Origin of the sequence: Streptomyces bathyalis, from assembly GCF_015910445.1 — a bacterium.
GTDB classification, from domain to species: Bacteria; Actinomycetota; Actinomycetes; order Streptomycetales; family Streptomycetaceae; genus Streptomyces; species Streptomyces bathyalis.
Window position 1 is genome coordinate 5,416,261 of the sequence record NZ_CP048882.1, and the last position, 16,716, is coordinate 5,432,976.

At 70.9% G+C, this 16,716-nt stretch carries 10 protein-coding genes; 7 read left to right on the forward strand and 3 right to left on the reverse strand.

Going from position 1 to position 16,716, the window contains the following annotated elements:
• The 4 genes from mreD (at position 1) to G4Z16_RS23440 (ending at position 6,299) form a co-directional block, all read left to right on the forward strand.
• Complete coding sequence (mreD, locus tag G4Z16_RS23425; protein ID WP_028435126.1) at positions 1 to 753, forward strand: rod shape-determining protein MreD; 753 nt, start codon at positions 1 to 3, stop codon at positions 751 to 753.
• A complete protein-coding gene (gene mrdA / locus G4Z16_RS23430; RefSeq protein ID WP_197352645.1) occupies positions 750 to 2,912 on the forward strand; it encodes a penicillin-binding protein 2 in 2,163 nt (720 codons plus the stop codon). The genes mreD and mrdA overlap by 4 nt, the downstream gene beginning before the upstream one ends.
• Positions 2,909 to 4,108, forward strand: coding sequence for a rod shape-determining protein RodA (gene rodA / locus G4Z16_RS23435; RefSeq protein WP_197352646.1), 1,200 nt, complete (start codon positions 2,909 to 2,911; stop codon positions 4,106 to 4,108). The genes mrdA and rodA overlap by 4 nt, the downstream gene beginning before the upstream one ends.
• A gap of 262 nt (positions 4,109 to 4,370) precedes the next feature.
• The gene (locus G4Z16_RS23440; RefSeq protein ID WP_197352647.1) at positions 4,371 to 6,299 is read left to right on the forward strand and encodes a TIGR03960 family B12-binding radical SAM protein; all 1,929 of its coding nucleotides are present in this window, start codon (positions 4,371 to 4,373) and stop codon (positions 6,297 to 6,299) included.
• Between the two features lie 88 nt (positions 6,300 to 6,387).
• Here the strand turns inward: G4Z16_RS23440 and G4Z16_RS23445 are convergent, their stop codons facing one another.
• From G4Z16_RS23445 to G4Z16_RS23455, 3 genes are read right to left on the reverse strand one after another with little or no spacing between them, the layout of a single operon-like run.
• Positions 6,388 to 7,827, reverse strand: a complete 1,440-nt coding sequence (locus tag G4Z16_RS23445; protein WP_197352648.1) for an MFS transporter — start codon at positions 7,825 to 7,827, stop codon at positions 6,388 to 6,390.
• A 3-nt stretch (positions 7,828 to 7,830) separates the two neighbouring features.
• The gene (locus G4Z16_RS23450) at positions 7,831 to 8,223 is read right to left on the reverse strand and encodes a VOC family protein (protein ID WP_197352649.1); all 393 of its coding nucleotides are present in this window, start codon (positions 8,221 to 8,223) and stop codon (positions 7,831 to 7,833) included.
• Positions 8,223 to 9,041: an arsenate reductase/protein-tyrosine-phosphatase family protein gene (locus G4Z16_RS23455; RefSeq protein WP_246531014.1), complete on the reverse strand. Its 819-nt coding sequence runs from the start codon at positions 9,039 to 9,041 to the stop codon at positions 8,223 to 8,225. The genes G4Z16_RS23450 and G4Z16_RS23455 overlap by 1 nt, the downstream gene beginning before the upstream one ends.
• A gap of 395 nt (positions 9,042 to 9,436) precedes the next feature.
• On the opposite strand from G4Z16_RS23455, the gene G4Z16_RS23460 reads away from it, so the two are divergent.
• From G4Z16_RS23460 to G4Z16_RS23470, 3 genes are all read left to right on the forward strand, one after another.
• Complete coding sequence (locus tag G4Z16_RS23460; RefSeq protein ID WP_197352651.1) at positions 9,437 to 10,633, forward strand: hypothetical protein; 1,197 nt, start codon at positions 9,437 to 9,439, stop codon at positions 10,631 to 10,633.
• A 184-nt stretch (positions 10,634 to 10,817) separates the two neighbouring features.
• Positions 10,818 to 11,576, forward strand: a complete 759-nt coding sequence (locus G4Z16_RS23465) for a TIGR03936 family radical SAM-associated protein (protein ID WP_197352652.1) — start codon at positions 10,818 to 10,820, stop codon at positions 11,574 to 11,576.
• A 271-nt stretch (positions 11,577 to 11,847) separates the two neighbouring features.
• Complete coding sequence (locus G4Z16_RS23470; protein ID WP_246531015.1) at positions 11,848 to 16,386, forward strand: Rne/Rng family ribonuclease; 4,539 nt, start codon at positions 11,848 to 11,850, stop codon at positions 16,384 to 16,386.
• Positions 16,387 to 16,716: the final 330 nt, after the last annotated feature.

Below are 16,716 nucleotides of genomic sequence, written 5' to 3' on the forward strand. Positions count from 1 at the left end.
ATGTACATCAACCGGATCCTGCTCTCGGCCGTACTCGTCGTCGGCGCCCTGATCGCGCAGGTGAGCGTACTGGCGCGGCTTCAGCTGCCCGGTGCCGTGCCCGATCTGCTGCTGCTCGTCCTGCTCGGGCTGGCCATGGTCTACGGCCACACCGCCGGAGCCGTGACCGGCTTTCTCGCCGGGCTCCTCGCGGACCTCGCGCCGCCCGCGGAGCACGCGGTGGGCCGGTACGCGCTCGTGCTGTGCATCATCGGCTACGTGGCGGGCCTGACGAAGCCCGAGAGCACGCAGCACCGTTCGGCGACCGTGCCGATGCTCGTCGTCGCCAGCGCCGCCGTCGGATCGACGCTCCTGTACGCGGGCGTCGGCACCCTCGTCGGCGACACCGCGGCGGGCCAGGTGGGGCTGCTGCCGCTGCTGTTCACTGCCACCCTCTACGACCTGCTGCTGGCGCCCTTCGTCGTGCCGCTGATCATGTGGGCGGCCCGCCGCACGGAGCGCGGAGTGATCACCTCCGACGCGTCCGGCGTCGGGAGTATGGGCCGAAGTGACAAAGGCGCCTACGGCTGGCTCAGTTCGGGTACGGGACTTCAAGTCGGCGGCAGCCTCTTCGGCAAGGGCCGTAACGGCAGCACGGTGCGCAACGCGCGTAACGGCAAGGCCATCCGGATGGGCATCCAGCGGGGCAGTCTACTGGACCGGTCGTCCCGCAAAGGCAGGACCGGGAAGATCAAGGGGGTCAAGCGGCTGTGAGCAACATCCCTGAGACCGGGCGCAGTCACCGCGTCAACATCCGGCTGGTCGCCATTCAGATCCTGGTGATGTCACTGCTGCTCACCCTCGGGGGACGCCTGTGGTATCTCCAGGTGCGCAACGGCGACCAGTACCAGAAGGAGGCCGCCGGCAACCACGTGCAGCAGGTCGTGCAGCCCGCTACCCGCGGCGCGATCCTCGACTCGCGCGGCGTGCCGATCGCTGACAACGAGACGCGCCTGGTCGTCTCCGCCTCCCGCACCGAGCTGATGAAGATGGACGACAGCGGCAAGGCCGTGCTGACCAGGCTTGCCGACATCCTCGACATGACGCCGAAGACCGTGCAGGAGAAGGTCCGGCTCTGCGACGCGAAGACGCCTCAGCCGTGCTGGAACGGTTCGCCCTACCAGCCGATCCCGGTCACCGACGACGCCACGACCCAGCAGGCCCTGCAGATCCGTGAACGGGCCGAGGACTTCCCGGGCATCACCGCCGAACCCACGGCCGTACGCCGCTACCCGGCCCCCTACGGCTCCCGCACGTCGCAGGTGCTCGGCTACCTCTCGCCGGTCACCGACGAAGAGATCAGGAAGACGAAGAACACGGACTCGCCCTTCCTCTCCTCCGACGAGATCGGACGCTCCGGGATCGAGCGCACGTACGACGCCAAGCTGCGCGGCAGCTCGGGCGTGACGCGCTACGAGGTGGACAACCTGGGACGCGTCATGGGCCGGGCCAAGAGCGACAAGGCCGAGCCCGGCTCCAGCCTCGTCACGAGCATCGACTCACGCGTGCAGGCCGTCACCGAGAACGAGTTGCTGACGGCGATGAAGAACGCCCGCAAGGAGCACGACAAGAACACCAACAGGAACTACAAGGCGGACGCCGGCGCGGCCGTCGTCATGGAGAACAAGACCGGCCGGGTCGTCGCGATGGCCTCCAACCCCGAGTACGACCCGAACGAGTGGGTCGGCGGCATCTCCGGCAAGAAGTACACGAAGCTGACGGGCAAGAAGTCCAACTACCCGCTGCTCAACCGCTCCATCCAGGGCCTCTCGGCGCCCGGTTCGGTGTTCAAGGTGATCTCCACGGCCGCCGCTGTGGAGGCGGGCAACAAGTTCGGCGGCAACTACAACTGCTCGTCCTCGTACAACGTCGGTGGGCAGACCTTCAAGAACTACGAGTCCCAGAGCCACGGCACGATCGATCTGGGCCGCGCGCTGGAGGTCTCCTGCGACACCGTCTTCTATGACCTGGCCTACAAGCAGTGGCTCAAGGACGGCGGCAACAACCCGAAGAAGAACGCCGCGGACCACTTCTACAAGACGGCCCACAAGTTCGGCCTCGGTGCGAAGACGCACGTCGACCTGCCCAACGAGGTCGAAGGCCGCGTCCCGGACCGCCAGTGGAAGAAGGACTACTGGAAGGCCAACAAGGACGCCTGGTGCAAGCAGGCCAAGGACCCCAAGTCCTATGCGGACAAGATCGCCAAGGAGAACTGCGTCTCCGGCATGAAGATGCGAGCCGGTGACAGCGTCAACTACTCGATCGGGCAGGGCGACACGCTCGTCACGCCGATCCAGATGGCGACCATCTACTCGGCGATCGCCAACGGCGGCACCCTGTACAACCCCACCCTCGGCAAGGCGACCATAGGGCCGAAGGGCAAGACCATAAAGGAGATCCAGCCGAAGTCCCACGGCAAGCTGCCCGTGAAGAAGAGCCTGCTGAAGAAGATGGACAAGGCGCTCGCGGGTGTCGCCGAACGAGGCACCGCGGCCTGGCGCTTCGGTGACGCCGGCTGGCCCCAGGACAAGATCAAGATGCACGCCAAGACGGGTACGGCCGAGGTCGCGGGCAAGCAGACCACGTCCTGGTTCGCTACGTACACCAAGGACTACACGGTCGTCATGACGATCTCCCAGGGTGGTACCGGCTCGGGTGCCTCCGGCCCCGCCGTGCGCAACATCTACAACGCCATCTACGGGGTCAACGCCAGCGGCGATCTCGACGAGAAGGCCGCACTGCTGCCGCACCCCGAGGAGGGTCTCCCGAAGGTCGACAGCCACGGCAACATCGAGGCCAGGGAGGACGAGGACTTCAAGAAGCGCGCCGAACGCGCGGTGAAGGGCGCACCCGCCGGCGGAGCGGCCGGATGAGCACACACTCGTACTCCCTCAGCGGCTACGGGCCGCAGAAGAAGTCGGCGTGGGGCAGGGTCACCGCACGCGACTCAGCGGTTTGGCGGCTGGACTGGGTCATGGTGCTGGCCGGCATCGGGCTCTCCATCGTCGGCTCGCTCCTGGTCTGGTCGGCCACGCGCAACCGCACGGACCTCAACCAGGGCGACCCGTACTACTTCGTGACCCGTCACGTGCTCAGCCTCGTCGTGGGGCTGCTGCTGATGGCCGGCATGGTGTGGCTCGGCCACCGCAGGGTGCGCGGGGCGGTGCCGTTCCTCTACGGGGCGACCCTGCTGCTCGCGCTCCTCGTTCTGACCCCGCTGGGCGCGACCATCAACGGGCAGCGTGCCTGGCTCCATCTCGGCGGTGGCTTCTCGTTGCAGCCCGCCGAGTTCGTCAAGATCACCGTGATCCTCGGCATGGCGATGCTGCTTGCCGCTCGCGTGGACGCGGGGGACCGGGAGCATCCGGACCACCGCATCGTGCTCCAGGCGCTGGGCCTGGCGGCGGCCCCGATCGTGGTCATCATGCTGATGCCCGACCTCGGTTCAGTGATGGTCATGGTCATAATCGTCCTGGGAGTGCTGCTCGCCTCCGGCGCCTCGAACCGGTGGATCGTGGGGCTGTCCGCCGCCGGCACCGGGGGAGCCGTACTGGTCTGGGCGCTCGGGCTGCTCGACGAGTACCAGATCGACCGCTTCGCGGCTTTCGCCAACCCCGCGCTGGACCCGTCCGGCGTCGGCTACAACACCAACCAGGCGCGTATCGCCATCGGTTCGGGCGGCCTGAGCGGCAAGGGGCTCTTCGAGGGATCGCAGACCACGGGGCAGTTCGTGCCCGAGCAGCAGACGGACTTCGTGTTCACCGTCGCCGGCGAGGAACTGGGCTTCCTGGGCGGCGCGTTGATCATTCTGCTGCTGGGTGTCGTGATCTGGCGGGCCTGCCGCATCGCGCGGGAGGCCTCCGAGCTGTACAGCACGATCGTCGCCGCCGGAGTGATCGCCTGGTTCGCCTTCCAGTCGTTCGAGAACATCGGGATGACGCTGGGCATCATGCCGGTCGCGGGGCTTCCGCTCCCGTTCGTCTCCTACGGCGGTACGTCGATGTTCGCCGTGTGGATCGCGCTCGGGCTGCTGCAGTCGATCAGAGTGCAGCGTCCCGTCTCGGCGTAGGGGTCGTTGCCGTTCCTGTAGGTCGTTGCTGCGATGACGCTTCTGTCGTGTGCGCGGCGTCCCGTCCCCATGCCGGGCGGCGGCCTGTCCGGCTCAGCGCGTGTGACTTCCGCGACGGGAACGCGACGCCCGCCGCGTCCAGGAGGAGGTGACGGCCCCGCCTGAAGGGGCGGGCCCTGGACGGGCGCCATCCGTCTCCCGCGTCCGCGTTACGCTGGATGGTCACCTGCACCGCGAACGCGCCCTGAGCCGAGGAACCCCCATGCCAGTCGAGTCGGTCTTCCCGCGCCTGGAGGCCCTCCTTCCCCATGTCCAGAAGCCCATCCAGTACGTGGGCGGTGAGCTGAACTCCACCGTCAAGGACTGGGACTCCTGCGACGTCCGCTGGGCGCTGATGTACCCGGACGCCTACGAGGTGGGGCTGCCCAACCAGGGCGTCATGATCCTCTACGAGGTGCTCAACGAGCGCGAGGGCGTACTGGCCGAACGCACCTACAGCGTCTGGCCGGACCTGGAGAAGCTGATGCGGGAGAACGACGTCCCGCAGTTCACGGTGGACGGGCACCGCCCCGTCGGCGAGTTCGACGTGCTCGGTGTCTCCTTCGCCACCGAGCTCGGCTACACCAACCTCCTCACCGCCCTCGAACTCTCCGGCGTCCCGCTCGAGTCGAAGGACCGCGGCGACGACCACCCGATCGTCATGGCCGGCGGCCACGCGGCCTTCAACCCCGAACCCATCGCCGACTTCCTCGACTGCGCCGTCGTGGGCGACGGCGAGCAGGCCGTGCTCGAGGTCAGCGAGATCATCCGCGCGTGGAAGGCCGAGGGGCGGCCCGGCGGCCGGGACGAACTCCTGCTGCGCCTGGCCAAGACCGGTGAGGTCTACGTCCCCAGGTTCTACGACGTGGAGTACCTGGCGGACGGGCGCATCTCCCGTGTGGTGCCGAACCGTTCGGGCGTGCCGTGGCGGGTCTCGAAGCGCACGGTGATGGACCTGGACGAATGGCCGTACCCCAAGCAGCCGTTGGTGCCGCTCGCGGAGACCGTGCACGAGCGGATGTCCGTGGAGATCTTCCGTGGCTGCACCCGTGGCTGCCGCTTCTGCCAGGCGGGCATGATCACTCGTCCGGTGCGGGAGCGCTCCATCACCGGGATCGGCGACATGGTGGAGAAGGGGCTGAAGAACACCGGCTTCGAAGAGGTCGGGCTGCTCTCCCTCTCGTCCGCGGACCACAGCGAGATCGGCGACGTGGCCAAGGGCCTCGCCGACCGCTACGAGGAGGACAAGATCGGCCTGTCTCTTCCCTCGACCCGCGTCGACGCGTTCAACATCGATCTCGCCAACGAGCTGACCCGCAACGGGCGCCGCTCCGGCCTGACCTTCGCGCCGGAGGGCGGCAGCGAACGCATCCGCAAGGTCATCAACAAGATGGTCTCGGAGGAGGACCTGATCCGCACCGTCGCCACCGCCTACGGCAACGGCTGGCGGCAGGTGAAGCTGTACTTCATGTGCGGGCTGCCCACCGAGACCGACGAGGACGTGCTGCAGATCGGCGACATGGCCGTCAACGTCATCGCCAAGGGCCGCGAGGTCGCGCGCTCCAACGACATCCGCTGCACCGTGTCCATCGGCGGGTTCGTGCCCAAGCCGCACACCCCCTTCCAGTGGGCGCCTCAGCTGTCGGCGGAGGAGACCGACCAGCGGCTCGGCAAGCTGCGCGAGAAGATCCGCGGCGACAAGAAGTACGGGCGCTCCATCGGCTTCCGCTACCACGACGGCAAGCCCGGCATCGTCGAGGGACTGCTCTCGCGGGGCGACCGGCGCGTGGGCGCGGTGATCCGCGAGGTCTTCGACCGTGGCGGCCGCTTCGACGGCTGGCGCGAGTACTTCAGCTACCAGCTGTGGATGGACGCCGCGGCCCGCACGCTGCCGGACTTCGGAGTCGACGTCGACTGGTACACGACGCGTGAGCGCACGTACGAAGAGGTCCTGCCCTGGGACCACTTGGACTCCGGCCTGGACAAGGACTGGCTCTGGGAGGACTGGCAGGACGCCCTCGACGAGACCGAGGTCGAGGACTGCCGCTGGACGCCCTGCTTCGACTGCGGAGTGTGCCCTCAGATGGACACGGAGATCCAGATCGGCCCGACCGGCAAGAAGCTGCTGCCGCTCTCGGTCGTGAACAAGTAGGGCGATACGCCGGCCCTGTCGACGCGACGGGGCCGGCGGCGTCCTCAGTGCCCGTGCCCTGCCGGAGCACCCGGGCGAGCGTCGGAGATCAGGCGGCGGAGCCGTCGGCGGCCGGTTCGTCCTTGGCCGGTTCCTTCCTGGCCGGGGCGGCCTCTTCGCCGGGTAGGCGCGTACGGACCAGCGCGAGGACCGACAGTGCGCCGACTGCCGTCGCCAGAGTCATGGCTCCGCGCATCCCCTCAGGCTCGTAGGAGGAGGCGGACCACACCAGCGTCGCGAGAGCGGGACCGAGCGCGAATCCCATCTGGCGGGCCAGGCTGGTCGAGGCACCGGTGGTCGCCAGCAGCGGCCGTGGCGTGCGGGTCATCGCGATCGCCATGTTGGGGGCGTTGAACAGGCCGTTTCCGCAGCCGGCCAGGAACAGCCGCCACGAGAGGTCGGCAGTGCCCCAGGAGTGGTCCATCGGCAGGAGAAGGGCCATGCCGACGGTGAAGAGAGCTGCCCCGAGGACGGCGGTCCTCCGGCGACTCCACCAGTCGCCCAGGAAGCCGCCGACCGGTCCCATCAAGGCCATGCCCGCCGGGAAGGCCAGGATCGTGACGCCCGCTGCCGACACCGACTCGCCGAGCTCCCGCTGCATGAAGTACGGGGTGATGAAGAAGACGGTGCCGATGGCCGTGGCGGCCGAGACCAGCGCGACGTGCGGTCCCATCTCCCCGGGTGTGCGGAAGAGTTGGCGGACCGCCCCGCTGGTGGGCATGCGCAGCCAGAGGAAGAGCAGCGGCAGCGCCAGCAGTGCGAGCAGCACCCACACCGGACCGTCGCTCGCGGTGAGGGAGAGGGCGAGCAGCAGTGCGGCCACGGCCGCGCTGAGCAGCAGGGATTCCGCGAACCAGGCACGGTCCGGCACCGTCAGCGGCGCCCCCTGCGGCAGCATGCGTGCCCCTGCCGCCATGACGAGGACGCTCACCGGGATGTTGACGAAGAAGATCCACGGCCAGCCCAGCACGTCGACGACCAGGCCGCCGAGGCCCGGACCGCAGATGAGTCCGAGCGGGCCGAGAGTGGTGATCAGCCCCATCGCCCGGCCGCGTGCCTGAGGCCGTACCGCCGAGGTGGCCAACGCCGGAACCAGCGAGAAGAGCAGTGCACCGAAGGTTCCCTGGGCCAGCCGTGCGGCGATCAGCCAGTCCATGCCGGGTGCGAGTCCCGCGGCGGTACTCGCGAGAGCGAAGCCGGTGAGCGAGAACAGCAGGGCCGGGCGCCGCCCGACGCTGTCCAGCCAGCGGCCGCTCGGCAGCGCCAGACCGGCGAGTGGCAGCAGATACGCGAGCACTGTCCACTCGGTCGTGCTGGTGGAGTTCTGGAAGTCACGCTCGATGGCCGGGAGAGCGACGTTGACGATGCTCATGTCCACGGACGCCATGAACACGGCCAGGCCCGCGGCGACCACCAGCCACCAGCGGTCCCGCTCATCTTCCGCCGGCCCTACGGGACGCGGCCCGCCACGATCAGTCCCGTCGGTCATGGCTCATCGGCCGGCGGGCTGGAACAGCTCGACCACGTTGCCGGACGGATCCTCCAGCAGGATCTGCCGGCCTCCGGGGCCGGAGACGATGTCGTTCCGGAACGTGAGTCCCGCGGCGCGCAGCCGGTCCACCTCGGCGGCGATGTCGTCCACGATGAGATGGATCCGGTTCCATCCTCCCGGCGCTGGTTGCGCGCCGTCCGGCATCGGCCGGCCCGCCGAACTGGACGGGCCGCTCAGCAGGAGCCGCAGGTTGCCGCGCAGGACGTCGGCGAAGGCCGGAGCCGCGCTCATCCTGACGGTGAACCCGAGGTGAGCGGTGTAGAAGTCGATCGCGGTGTCGACGTCGTCGACCATGTACCGGACGCTGACCAGGTCCGCGGAGCTGTCGGACATCACTGGGTCCCCTCCGAACGCGCCGGGGCGCGTTCGATCGCGTGGAGCAGGAAGTGGATACGCGTGTCGAGTTCGTCGGCGGTGCGGACGAACGCCTGGTAGCTGTGCTCGTCGGCCGTCGCCGCAGCGGCCGGGTCGGGGATGCTCCAGTGCGCCACGGTGGGAGGGCCGGGGAAGTCCGGGCACTTCTCACGTACGCGGTCACAGAGGCTGATCACGTGGTCGAACCGCTGGTCGGTGAACTCGCTCAGGTGCTTGGAGCGGCGGCCGGCGATGTCGATGCCGCGTTCGCGCATGGCACGTACGGCATCGCGGTGCAGGGGCTTGGGGTGACTGCCGGCGCTGGCCGCTTCGATCCGCGGACCTCCCAGCTGCTCCAGGATCGCCTCGGCCATCTGGGACCGCGCGCTGTTGCCGGTGCACAGGAAGAGCACCCGGACCCGTGGCTGCCGCGGCTTCCGTCTCCCGCCCCCCGCCGCCGGCTCCGCCAGCGGGGCCGGGACCAGCCTCAGTCCGGGATGCAGGGCGGTGCCCGCTTCGGCCAGACCGTCGCGGCAGGCGGCCAGATCGAGGCTGTAATAGGTGTCGCGTCCGTCGGCAGAACTGCGTCGCATGGTCACCAGCCCGGCGTCGCGCAACTGGCCGAGGTGGTAGGAGGTAAGGCTCTGCCGCAGGCCAACCAGTGCGGTGAGTTCGCGGACCTGCCGGTCGCTGCGCGCCAGTTCGCTGAGCAGCTGCCACCGCACCGGGTGCCCGGTCAGGGACAGGACGCCGGGTGGTGCCGCTATCTGATCGTCTTGCTGGGCAGTTGAAGTCACGCGAGCAAGGTACATCAATCGAGATAGATGAATCAATCTGTTTTGTTGAATTGGGAGTCGGGTCGTACACGCACGGTCCGGGACGTGAGGATGCGGATGGGGTCGAGCGGCGAGGAGCCGCTGCCGAGGGAGGTCGCCAAGTGGGGCGCGGGGCGCGGCTTTTCCGTACGCCGCCCGGTGCGATGAACCGGACGGGCCGCGCAGGCGTCCTCATGGGTGTGAGTGACTGGCAGCCCGGACAAGACGCAGGCCCTGCGGATCCCGAGAGACGCGCGGCGGCACCGGGGACCGCTGAGCGGGTCTCCCTGGTGAAGCCGCCCCGCGCGCCGGGCGCAGTGGACCCGGCCCACCTCACTGAGGAGCCCTTCGAGGGGTGGCTCGCGAGGGCGGTCCGGATGCCCGTGCGGATCGTGACGCTGCTGCTGATCGTGCCCGTACGGCTGGTCTGGGACGCGCTCACCGCCTTCGGGCGGGCGCTCAGGCGGGTCGTGTGGGTGCCCTTCGCACGGGCGTCACAATGGGTGTGGCGGAAGGTGCTCTCACCGGTTCTGTTCGCCCTGCTCGTGTGGCCCTGGCTCGCGTTGTGGCAGTACGCGCTCGCGCCCACGGGACGTGCGCTGGCCTGGCTCGCGCAGGCCGCCGGGGCGGGGATCGCCTGGACGGGGCGGGGCCTGTGGGCAGTGCTGGCCTGGCTGGGGCGTCACCTTGTCGTCGAGCCGCTCTCCCTCCTCCACCGCTATGTGCTGGCGCCGCTGGGCCGGGGAGCGCTGGCCCTCGCCCGGGCCGCCGGCGCGGGGCTGGCGTGGTTCGGGCGCACTGTGATCGGCGCGCCGTTGGGCTTCCTGTACCGCCACGTTCTGAAGCCGGTGGGATTTGCGCTCCTTGCCGTCATGGCCGCGGTAGGCGTCGCGTCGGTGTGGCTGTGGCGGTACCTCGTGGTGGCGCCCTGCCGGCTGCTGCACGGGTACGTGCTGAGCCCCGCATGGCGAGGAGTGGTGGCCGCGGTGCGCGGCACCGGTGCGGGGCTGGCGTGGCTGTGGCGGTACCTGGTGGTGCTGCCCTGCACCTTCGTCCACCGCAAGCTGCTCAGGCCAACGGGACGTGCCGTCGCCGTCGTCGCGCGGGAGATCGCGGACGCCGTGGCCCATGCGTGGCACGTCGCCGGATACGTCTCGAGGGCGGTGTTCCGGTTCATCGGCCGGGTGCTGCGCTTCCTCTTCGTCGATCCCGCCGTGTGGGTGTGGCAGTACGTCGTGCGGCCGGTGGGCCGCGGGCTGAGGGACGCGGTGTGGCGCCCGGCGGTGCACGTCGTGCGCGAGGTGCGCCGCGGGGTACGCGCTGCCCTCGACTCGGCCCGCGCCTCCGTACGGGAGACCCGGGCCGAGCTGCGGCGGGCACTGTTCGGCGGGCCGCCCGCGAGGAAGCGGGGGAGCGAGCCCTTGGCGGAGCCGGCTTCAGGTCCCGTGCCGCATCGGCGGGCGCTGTCCGAGCGCGGGCGCGTACCCTGGGTCGCAGGATCACCGCACAACAGCGCGACGACGCCGGGCACACTCGGCGCGAAGCGCGACGATGCGGACTTCCGCACCCTTTGAAGCACCTGCGGTACCGGCGGGCACGGCCCGCAGCACCGCGGAAGCGCCCGAAGACACAACAGAACCTCGCATCTTCACGTACGCGGAGAGCGGCCGTTCCCCACGCGTTGCCGCCCCGCACCAGGCACTGAGGAGAGAACCACTGGGCAAGCGACAGCCCGAAGGCCCGCCGCCCGCACCCGCCGTGCAGCGTGTGCGACTGCGATACACCAAGCGCGGCCGCCTCCGGTTCACCAGTCATCGAGACTTCCAGCGCGCTTTCGAGAGAGCGCTGCGCAGGGCAGGGGTGCCCATGGCGTACTCCGCCGGCTTCACCCCGCACCCGAAGGTCTCCTATGCCAATGCCGCACCCACCGGCACGGGCAGTGAGGCCGAGTTCCTGGAGATCGCCCTCGTCGAGCGGCGTGATCCCGAGGAGCTGAGATCGCGGCTCGACGAGTCCATGCCGCCCGGGCTCGACATCGTCGAGGCGGTCGAGGCCCTCACGTCCGACTTCACCGAGCGGCTGGAGGCTTCCGAGTGGGAGCTCCGGCTGGACGGCGTCGATCCGGCCGAGGCGGAGCGTGCCGTCGAGTCGTTCCTCGCATCGGAGGTGGTCGAGGTCGAGCGGCAGACCAAGAAGGGTCTGCGCACGTTCGACGCCCGGGCCGCCGTCACGTCGCTGACCTCAGCGGAAGCGGCGTCCGGCGCAGGGGCCGATGGTCGCCGGGAGGGTGCCTGTGCGATACTGCGCCTGGTGGTACGGCACCTGACACCTGCCGTACGACCCGACGACGTCCTGTCCGGCCTCCGAGCTACGGCCGACCTGGCGCCGCCGGTCCCCGCAGCGGTGACCAGGCTGGCGCAGGGGCCGCTCGATGAGGAGACCGGCACGGTGACCGACCCGTTGGCGCCCGACCGCGACGCACCCCTCGTCGCGACGGCGCCGGGCGGCAGCGCGTAGGCCGGAGGGCCTGGAGGATCAGCGTTGAAAGCGCCACCGCCGATGCAGGTACCAGGGAGCCACCCGGGTCCGTGTCGCGGCAGGCAGGCGCATTGACCAGAAGACTTTCGCCGTAGCCGGGCCGTCTGTACGGAAGACAGACCGGAACCGGCGAGTGAGACAGAAGCTCCCGTGTGGCGCCCGCGCCCTGGAGCACGGCCCGCCCCGAGCGTGGGCCGTGGCCTGATCGATGAGGCGCGGCGCCCGGGAGCGCGACGGGAGAAACGCCCGCATGCTCGAACCGAACAACGAAAATGAAAGCGCAGCCGCGGAGAACGGCCATGACGCCGTGAACGCGGAGAGCGCGCAGCACACAGGGAATGTGGAGGGCACCGGCGCCTGGAGCGCCGCACCTACCGGACAGCCCGCGTCGCAGCAGACGCCGCAGGACGCGCAGGCGGAGACGCCGGAGCAGGAGCAGGGCGTCGCCGGCTCCGTCTCTCCGAGCGACACCCTTCCGCCGCGCCGCCGCCGTGCCGCCAGCCGTCCCGCCGGTCCGCCGGCGCAACCGTCGGTGGCTTCCGAGGTGATCGCCACGAGCGACGTGCCCGCGTCCGCCGGTGCGGCCGCAGACCGGGCGGTCGACGCCCGTTCCGTGGACGCCGGTGAGCCCGCGGTCGAGCCGGCTCCCGTGTCCACGCCGCCGCGGCGGCGGGCCACCCGGAGGGCCAGCGCCCCCGCGGGTGCCCCGAGCGTGAGCGAGCCCGCAGCTGCCGAACAGGTCACCACCGCCGGGACGGAGAACTCCGCGTCCGCCGGTGCGTCCGCGGACGTGCCGGGGGCCGCCGGGACCGCGTCGGAGGCCGTCGCCGATCCTTCGCCGCCACCGCGGGCGCGGCGCAGGGCCGCCGCCCCGGAGGGCGCACCGGCCGTGGCGGAGACTTCCCGCGACGCCAGCGCCGGTGAGGACGCACAGGCAGGTGCGGGCGACGAGCCCGACCGGCCCGCGCGCGCCCGCCGCCGGACGACGCGCAAGACGGCCGCAGCGACGGAGGACACCGCGCAGCAGGACAAGCAGGCCGAGGGCCAGGGCGCCGAGGGCAAGCCGGGCGATGGCGAGGAGGCCGGGGCCGAGGCGCCCGCACGCGGCTCGCGCCGTTCGCCCGCACGCAAGGCGAGCGCGTCGGCCAAGGCCTCGTCCAAGGCGTCCGCGGAGACCGGAGCCGAAGCCCCGGCAGAGGCGGACGCACCGAAGACGGCAGAGGCCGCCGGAGCCGACGAGCCCGCCGAGCCGGGCACACGGACCCGCCGCCGCGGCACCGCCCGCAAGGCCGCGGGGACGACAGCGTCCACGGCCGCCGGTGCTCCGGAGGGCGCCGAGCCGGAGACGGACGGCGGACGGGGTGCCGCGCAGCGCAAGGCACAGCCCCCGATGGCGCTCTTCCAGGCGCCCGTGTTCACCGAGCCTGAGTTCCAGACGCCGCACAGCGCCGCCGCCGCTGCCGCCGCCGATTCGGCGGTCGAGGAGGCCGACGAGCTGGAAGAGGACGAAGAGGAAGCGCCCGCTGCCTCCGAGCGTCCCCGCCGTCGACGCCGCCGCGCCGACACGTCCGGTGATGGCCAGGGTGCCGCCGAGGGCGCCGAGAGCGACGAAGGCGAGGAAGAGGCCACGGAGTCCGGCGCGGACGACGCGTCCGACGAGGGCCAGGACGAGCGTCCCGCACGCCGTCGCCGCCGTGGCGGGCGGCGGCGCCGCCGCGGTGACAGCTCCGAGTCGTCGGACGAGACCGCCGCGGACTCCGGCGCCGGGGGCCGAGAGGGTCAGTCGCAGCAGCGTGGCGACGCCGAGAGCGAGGGCGAAGAGGCCGCGGAGTCCGACGAAGGTGACGAGGACGCCGAGGAGACCCGGGGTGGCGGCTCCGGAGGCGGCTCCGGCTCGTCCAGCAGCTCGCGTCGCCGTCGCCGTCGCCGCCGCCGTGGCAGCGACTCCGGCGATTCCGGTGCGGCCCGCGAGAGCGAGGACGACGACCCGGAGCGCACCGTCGTCAAGATCCGCGAGCCCCGCCGCAAGAAGGACGAGCCCGTCGACGAGGTGCAGGCGATCAAGGGATCGACGCGCCTGGAGGCGAAGAAGCAGCGCCGTCGCGAGGGACGTGAGCAGGGCCGCCGCAGGGTGCCCATCATCACCGAGGCGGAGTTCCTGGCGCGCCGTGAGGCCGTGAAGCGGGAGATGATCGTCCGGCAGAACGGTGAGCGCACGCAGATCGGCGTGCTCGAGGACGACGTGCTGGTCGAGCACTTCGTCAACAAGGAGCAGTCCACCTCGTACGTCGGCAACGTCTACCTCGGCAAGGTGCAGAACGTCCTGCCGTCGATGGAGGCCGCCTTCGTCGACATCGGCAAGGGCCGCAACGCGGTCCTGTACGCCGGCGAGGTCAACTTCGAGGCGCTGGGCATGGCCAACGGCCCGCGCCGCATCGAGACCGCGCTGAAGTCCGGCCAGTCGGTGCTGGTGCAGGTCACCAAGGACCCCATGGGCCACAAGGGCGCCCGCCTGACCAGCCAGGTCTCGCTGCCCGGCCGCTACCTGGTCTACGTGCCCGAAGGGTCGATGACCGGCATCAGCCGCAAGCTGCCCGACACCGAGCGCTCGCGTCTCAAGCAGATCCTCAAGAAGATCGTCCCCGAGGACGCGGGCGTCATCGTCCGCACAGCCGCCGAGGGCGCCAGCGAGGACGAGCTGCGCCGCGACGTCGAACGGCTGCAGTCGCAGTGGGAGGACATTCAGCGCAAGGCGGCGCAGAAGGGCAACGCCCCGACGCTGCTGTACGGCGAGCCGGACATGACGGTGCGCGTCGTGCGCGACATCTTCAACGAGGACTTCTCCAAGGTCATCGTCAGCGGTGACGAGGCATGGGAGACCATCCACGGCTACGTCTCGCACGTCGCGCCGGACCTCGCGGAGCGGCTGGAGAAGTGGACGTCGGACGTGGACGTCTTCGCCACGTACCGCATCGACGAGCAGCTGATGAAGGCGCTGGACCGCAAGGTGTGGCTGCCGAGCGGCGGTTCGCTGGTGATCGACCGGACGGAGGCGATGATCGTCGTCGACGTCAACACCGGCAAGTTCACCGGCCAGGGCGGCAACCTGGAGGAGACCGTCACCAGGAACAACCTGGAGGCGGCCGAGGAGATCGTGCGCCAGCTGCGGCTGCGCGACCTCGGCGGCATCATCGTGATCGACTTCATCGACATGGTGCTGGAGTCCAACCGGGACCTGGTGCTGCGGCGCCTGCTGGAGTGCCTGGGCCGGGACCGTACGAAGCACCAGGTCGCCGAGGTGACATCGCTGGGGCTTGTGCAGATGACGCGGAAGCGCGTCGGGCAGGGGCTGCTGGAGTCCTTCTCGGAGCCGTGCGTGCACTGCAACGGGCGCGGCGTCCACGTGCACATGGAGCAGCCCGCTGCCGCGGGCAGCAAGAAGGCCAGGAAGCGGGGCGGCAAGAGCGGCAGCGACAAGCAGGCGCAGCTCCAGACCAAGGCCCCGTCCGAGGCCGAGGCAGAGCCTGCGTCCCTGCCCGAGCCGGAGGCGGCCGCCGAGGCCGAGAGCGCGAAGGGTGCCAAGGGCGCAAAGGCCGGCAAGGCCGGAAAGGCGGCGGCCAAGGCCGAAAAGGCCTACGCGGACGAGGAGTTCACGCCGGACGAGGAGCTGTACGGCTCGGTCGCGGAGGCCGAGTCCGCAGCCGCGTCCGGACGCCGCACCCGGCGCCGGGGCAGCCGCAAGGCGACGGCGCCGCAGGGTGCTCCGCAGACGGCACCGGTGGAGGGTGAGCAGGAGTCCGCGGAGCGGGAGCCGGTGCCGGTCGCCGCTGCTTCCGTGGCGGAGCCGGCGACGGGGATGCAGACCTCCGCGCAGACCCAGCCCGAGGCGCCTGCGAGCGGCAGTACGGATCGCGAGAAAACCGAGCAGCCGAGAACGGGCCCCGTCGATAGCGACGAGAGCACCCCGAAGGGGGCCACCGGCCCGGGAAACGGGCAAGGCCGCTCGCGGGAAGGCTCCGAAGCTGGTGGCAGGGTCGCCACCGCTGACGTGAGTGACGCGGGCGGCGTTCAGCAGGACGCCGGTCAGCCGGAGACGGGCGCACAGCCGGTGGCGGAGCGCCCAGCGCGGCGTCGCCGCCGTGTGGCCCGCAAGGCCTCGGCCCCCGCGGGGTCGCCGCCCGCCTCCGAGGAGGCAGTGGTGACCGTCGTGGCGTCGAAGGCGGACGAGCGGTCGGCGCAGGAGCAGCGGCCGGTCGAGGCGGTGCCGGATGTGTCCGTTCCGGAGGCCGCTCCTCCGGTGCGTGCGCGGCGCCGGGCCAGCCGCAGCGTCTCCGCCCCGGCGGGATCGCCGTCGGCGTCGGACGAGGCGGGTGCGATCGTGCTGCCCTCCTCCGAGCTCACGGCGGCGCCGCCGGAGCCGCCGGTCGAGGCGGTGCCGGATGTGTCCGCTCCGGAGGCCGCTCCTCCGGTGCGTGCGCGGCGCCGGGCCACCCGCAGCGTCTCCGCCCCGGCGGGGCCGCCGCCCTCGGCGTCGGACGATGCGGACGTGGCTCCCCAGGGCTCCTCCGATGCCGGTGACGGCGAGGAGGACCGGACGGCGGACGCCTCGTCCGGGATGTCCGCCGCGAAGAAGTCCGCGGCCAAGAGGGCGACGGCGAAGAGGGCCACGGCGAAGAAGGCGGCCTCCACCGCCAAGAGGTCGGCCACGTCCAGGAAGACGGCCGCGGCCGAGCAGGACGGACCGTCCTCGGTGTCCGCCCCTGCCGACGAGGAGCAGCCGGAGGACTGACCGACCGACCGGCGACAAACGGAAAGGGCCGCTCACGGTGCACGCACGCCGTCGAGCGGCCCTTGCCCGTACGGGGTCGGCCGTCAGTTGCGTCCCGTCCACGGCAAGGCCCTTTCCCGCAAAGGGATTCCGCCCGGCCCGGCACCCGCGGAGCGTCCGGGACGCCGAGGGCACCGGTTTGACCAGCGTGTGCGGCGGCCCGTAACCTTGACCGCTGGCGTGTCAATCGGGATGCGCCACGCTCCTGAGCAACTCCCTCCCGCTGCACCACTGCGGGAGAGGCCGCTCAATCCACTCGGATCAGAACGTGGAGCCCCGGCTGCGGTGTCC

Coding starts and splice junctions, on each gene's coding strand:
- mreD (WP_028435126.1), top strand. CDS start 1: ATGTACATCAACCGGATCCTGCTCTCGGCCGTACTCGTCGTCGGCGCC.
- rodA (WP_197352646.1), top strand. CDS start 2,909: ATGAGCACACACTCGTACTCCCTCAGCGGCTACGGGCCGCAGAAGAAG.
- G4Z16_RS23440 (WP_197352647.1), top strand. CDS start 4,371: ATGCCAGTCGAGTCGGTCTTCCCGCGCCTGGAGGCCCTCCTTCCCCAT.
- G4Z16_RS23445 (WP_197352648.1), bottom strand. CDS start 7,827: ATGACCGACGGGACTGATCGTGGCGGGCCGCGTCCCGTAGGGCCGGCG.
- G4Z16_RS23450 (WP_197352649.1), bottom strand. CDS start 8,223: ATGTCCGACAGCTCCGCGGACCTGGTCAGCGTCCGGTACATGGTCGAC.
- G4Z16_RS23460 (WP_197352651.1), top strand. CDS start 9,437: ATGCCCGTGCGGATCGTGACGCTGCTGCTGATCGTGCCCGTACGGCTG.
- G4Z16_RS23470 (WP_246531015.1), top strand. CDS start 11,848: ATGCTCGAACCGAACAACGAAAATGAAAGCGCAGCCGCGGAGAACGGC.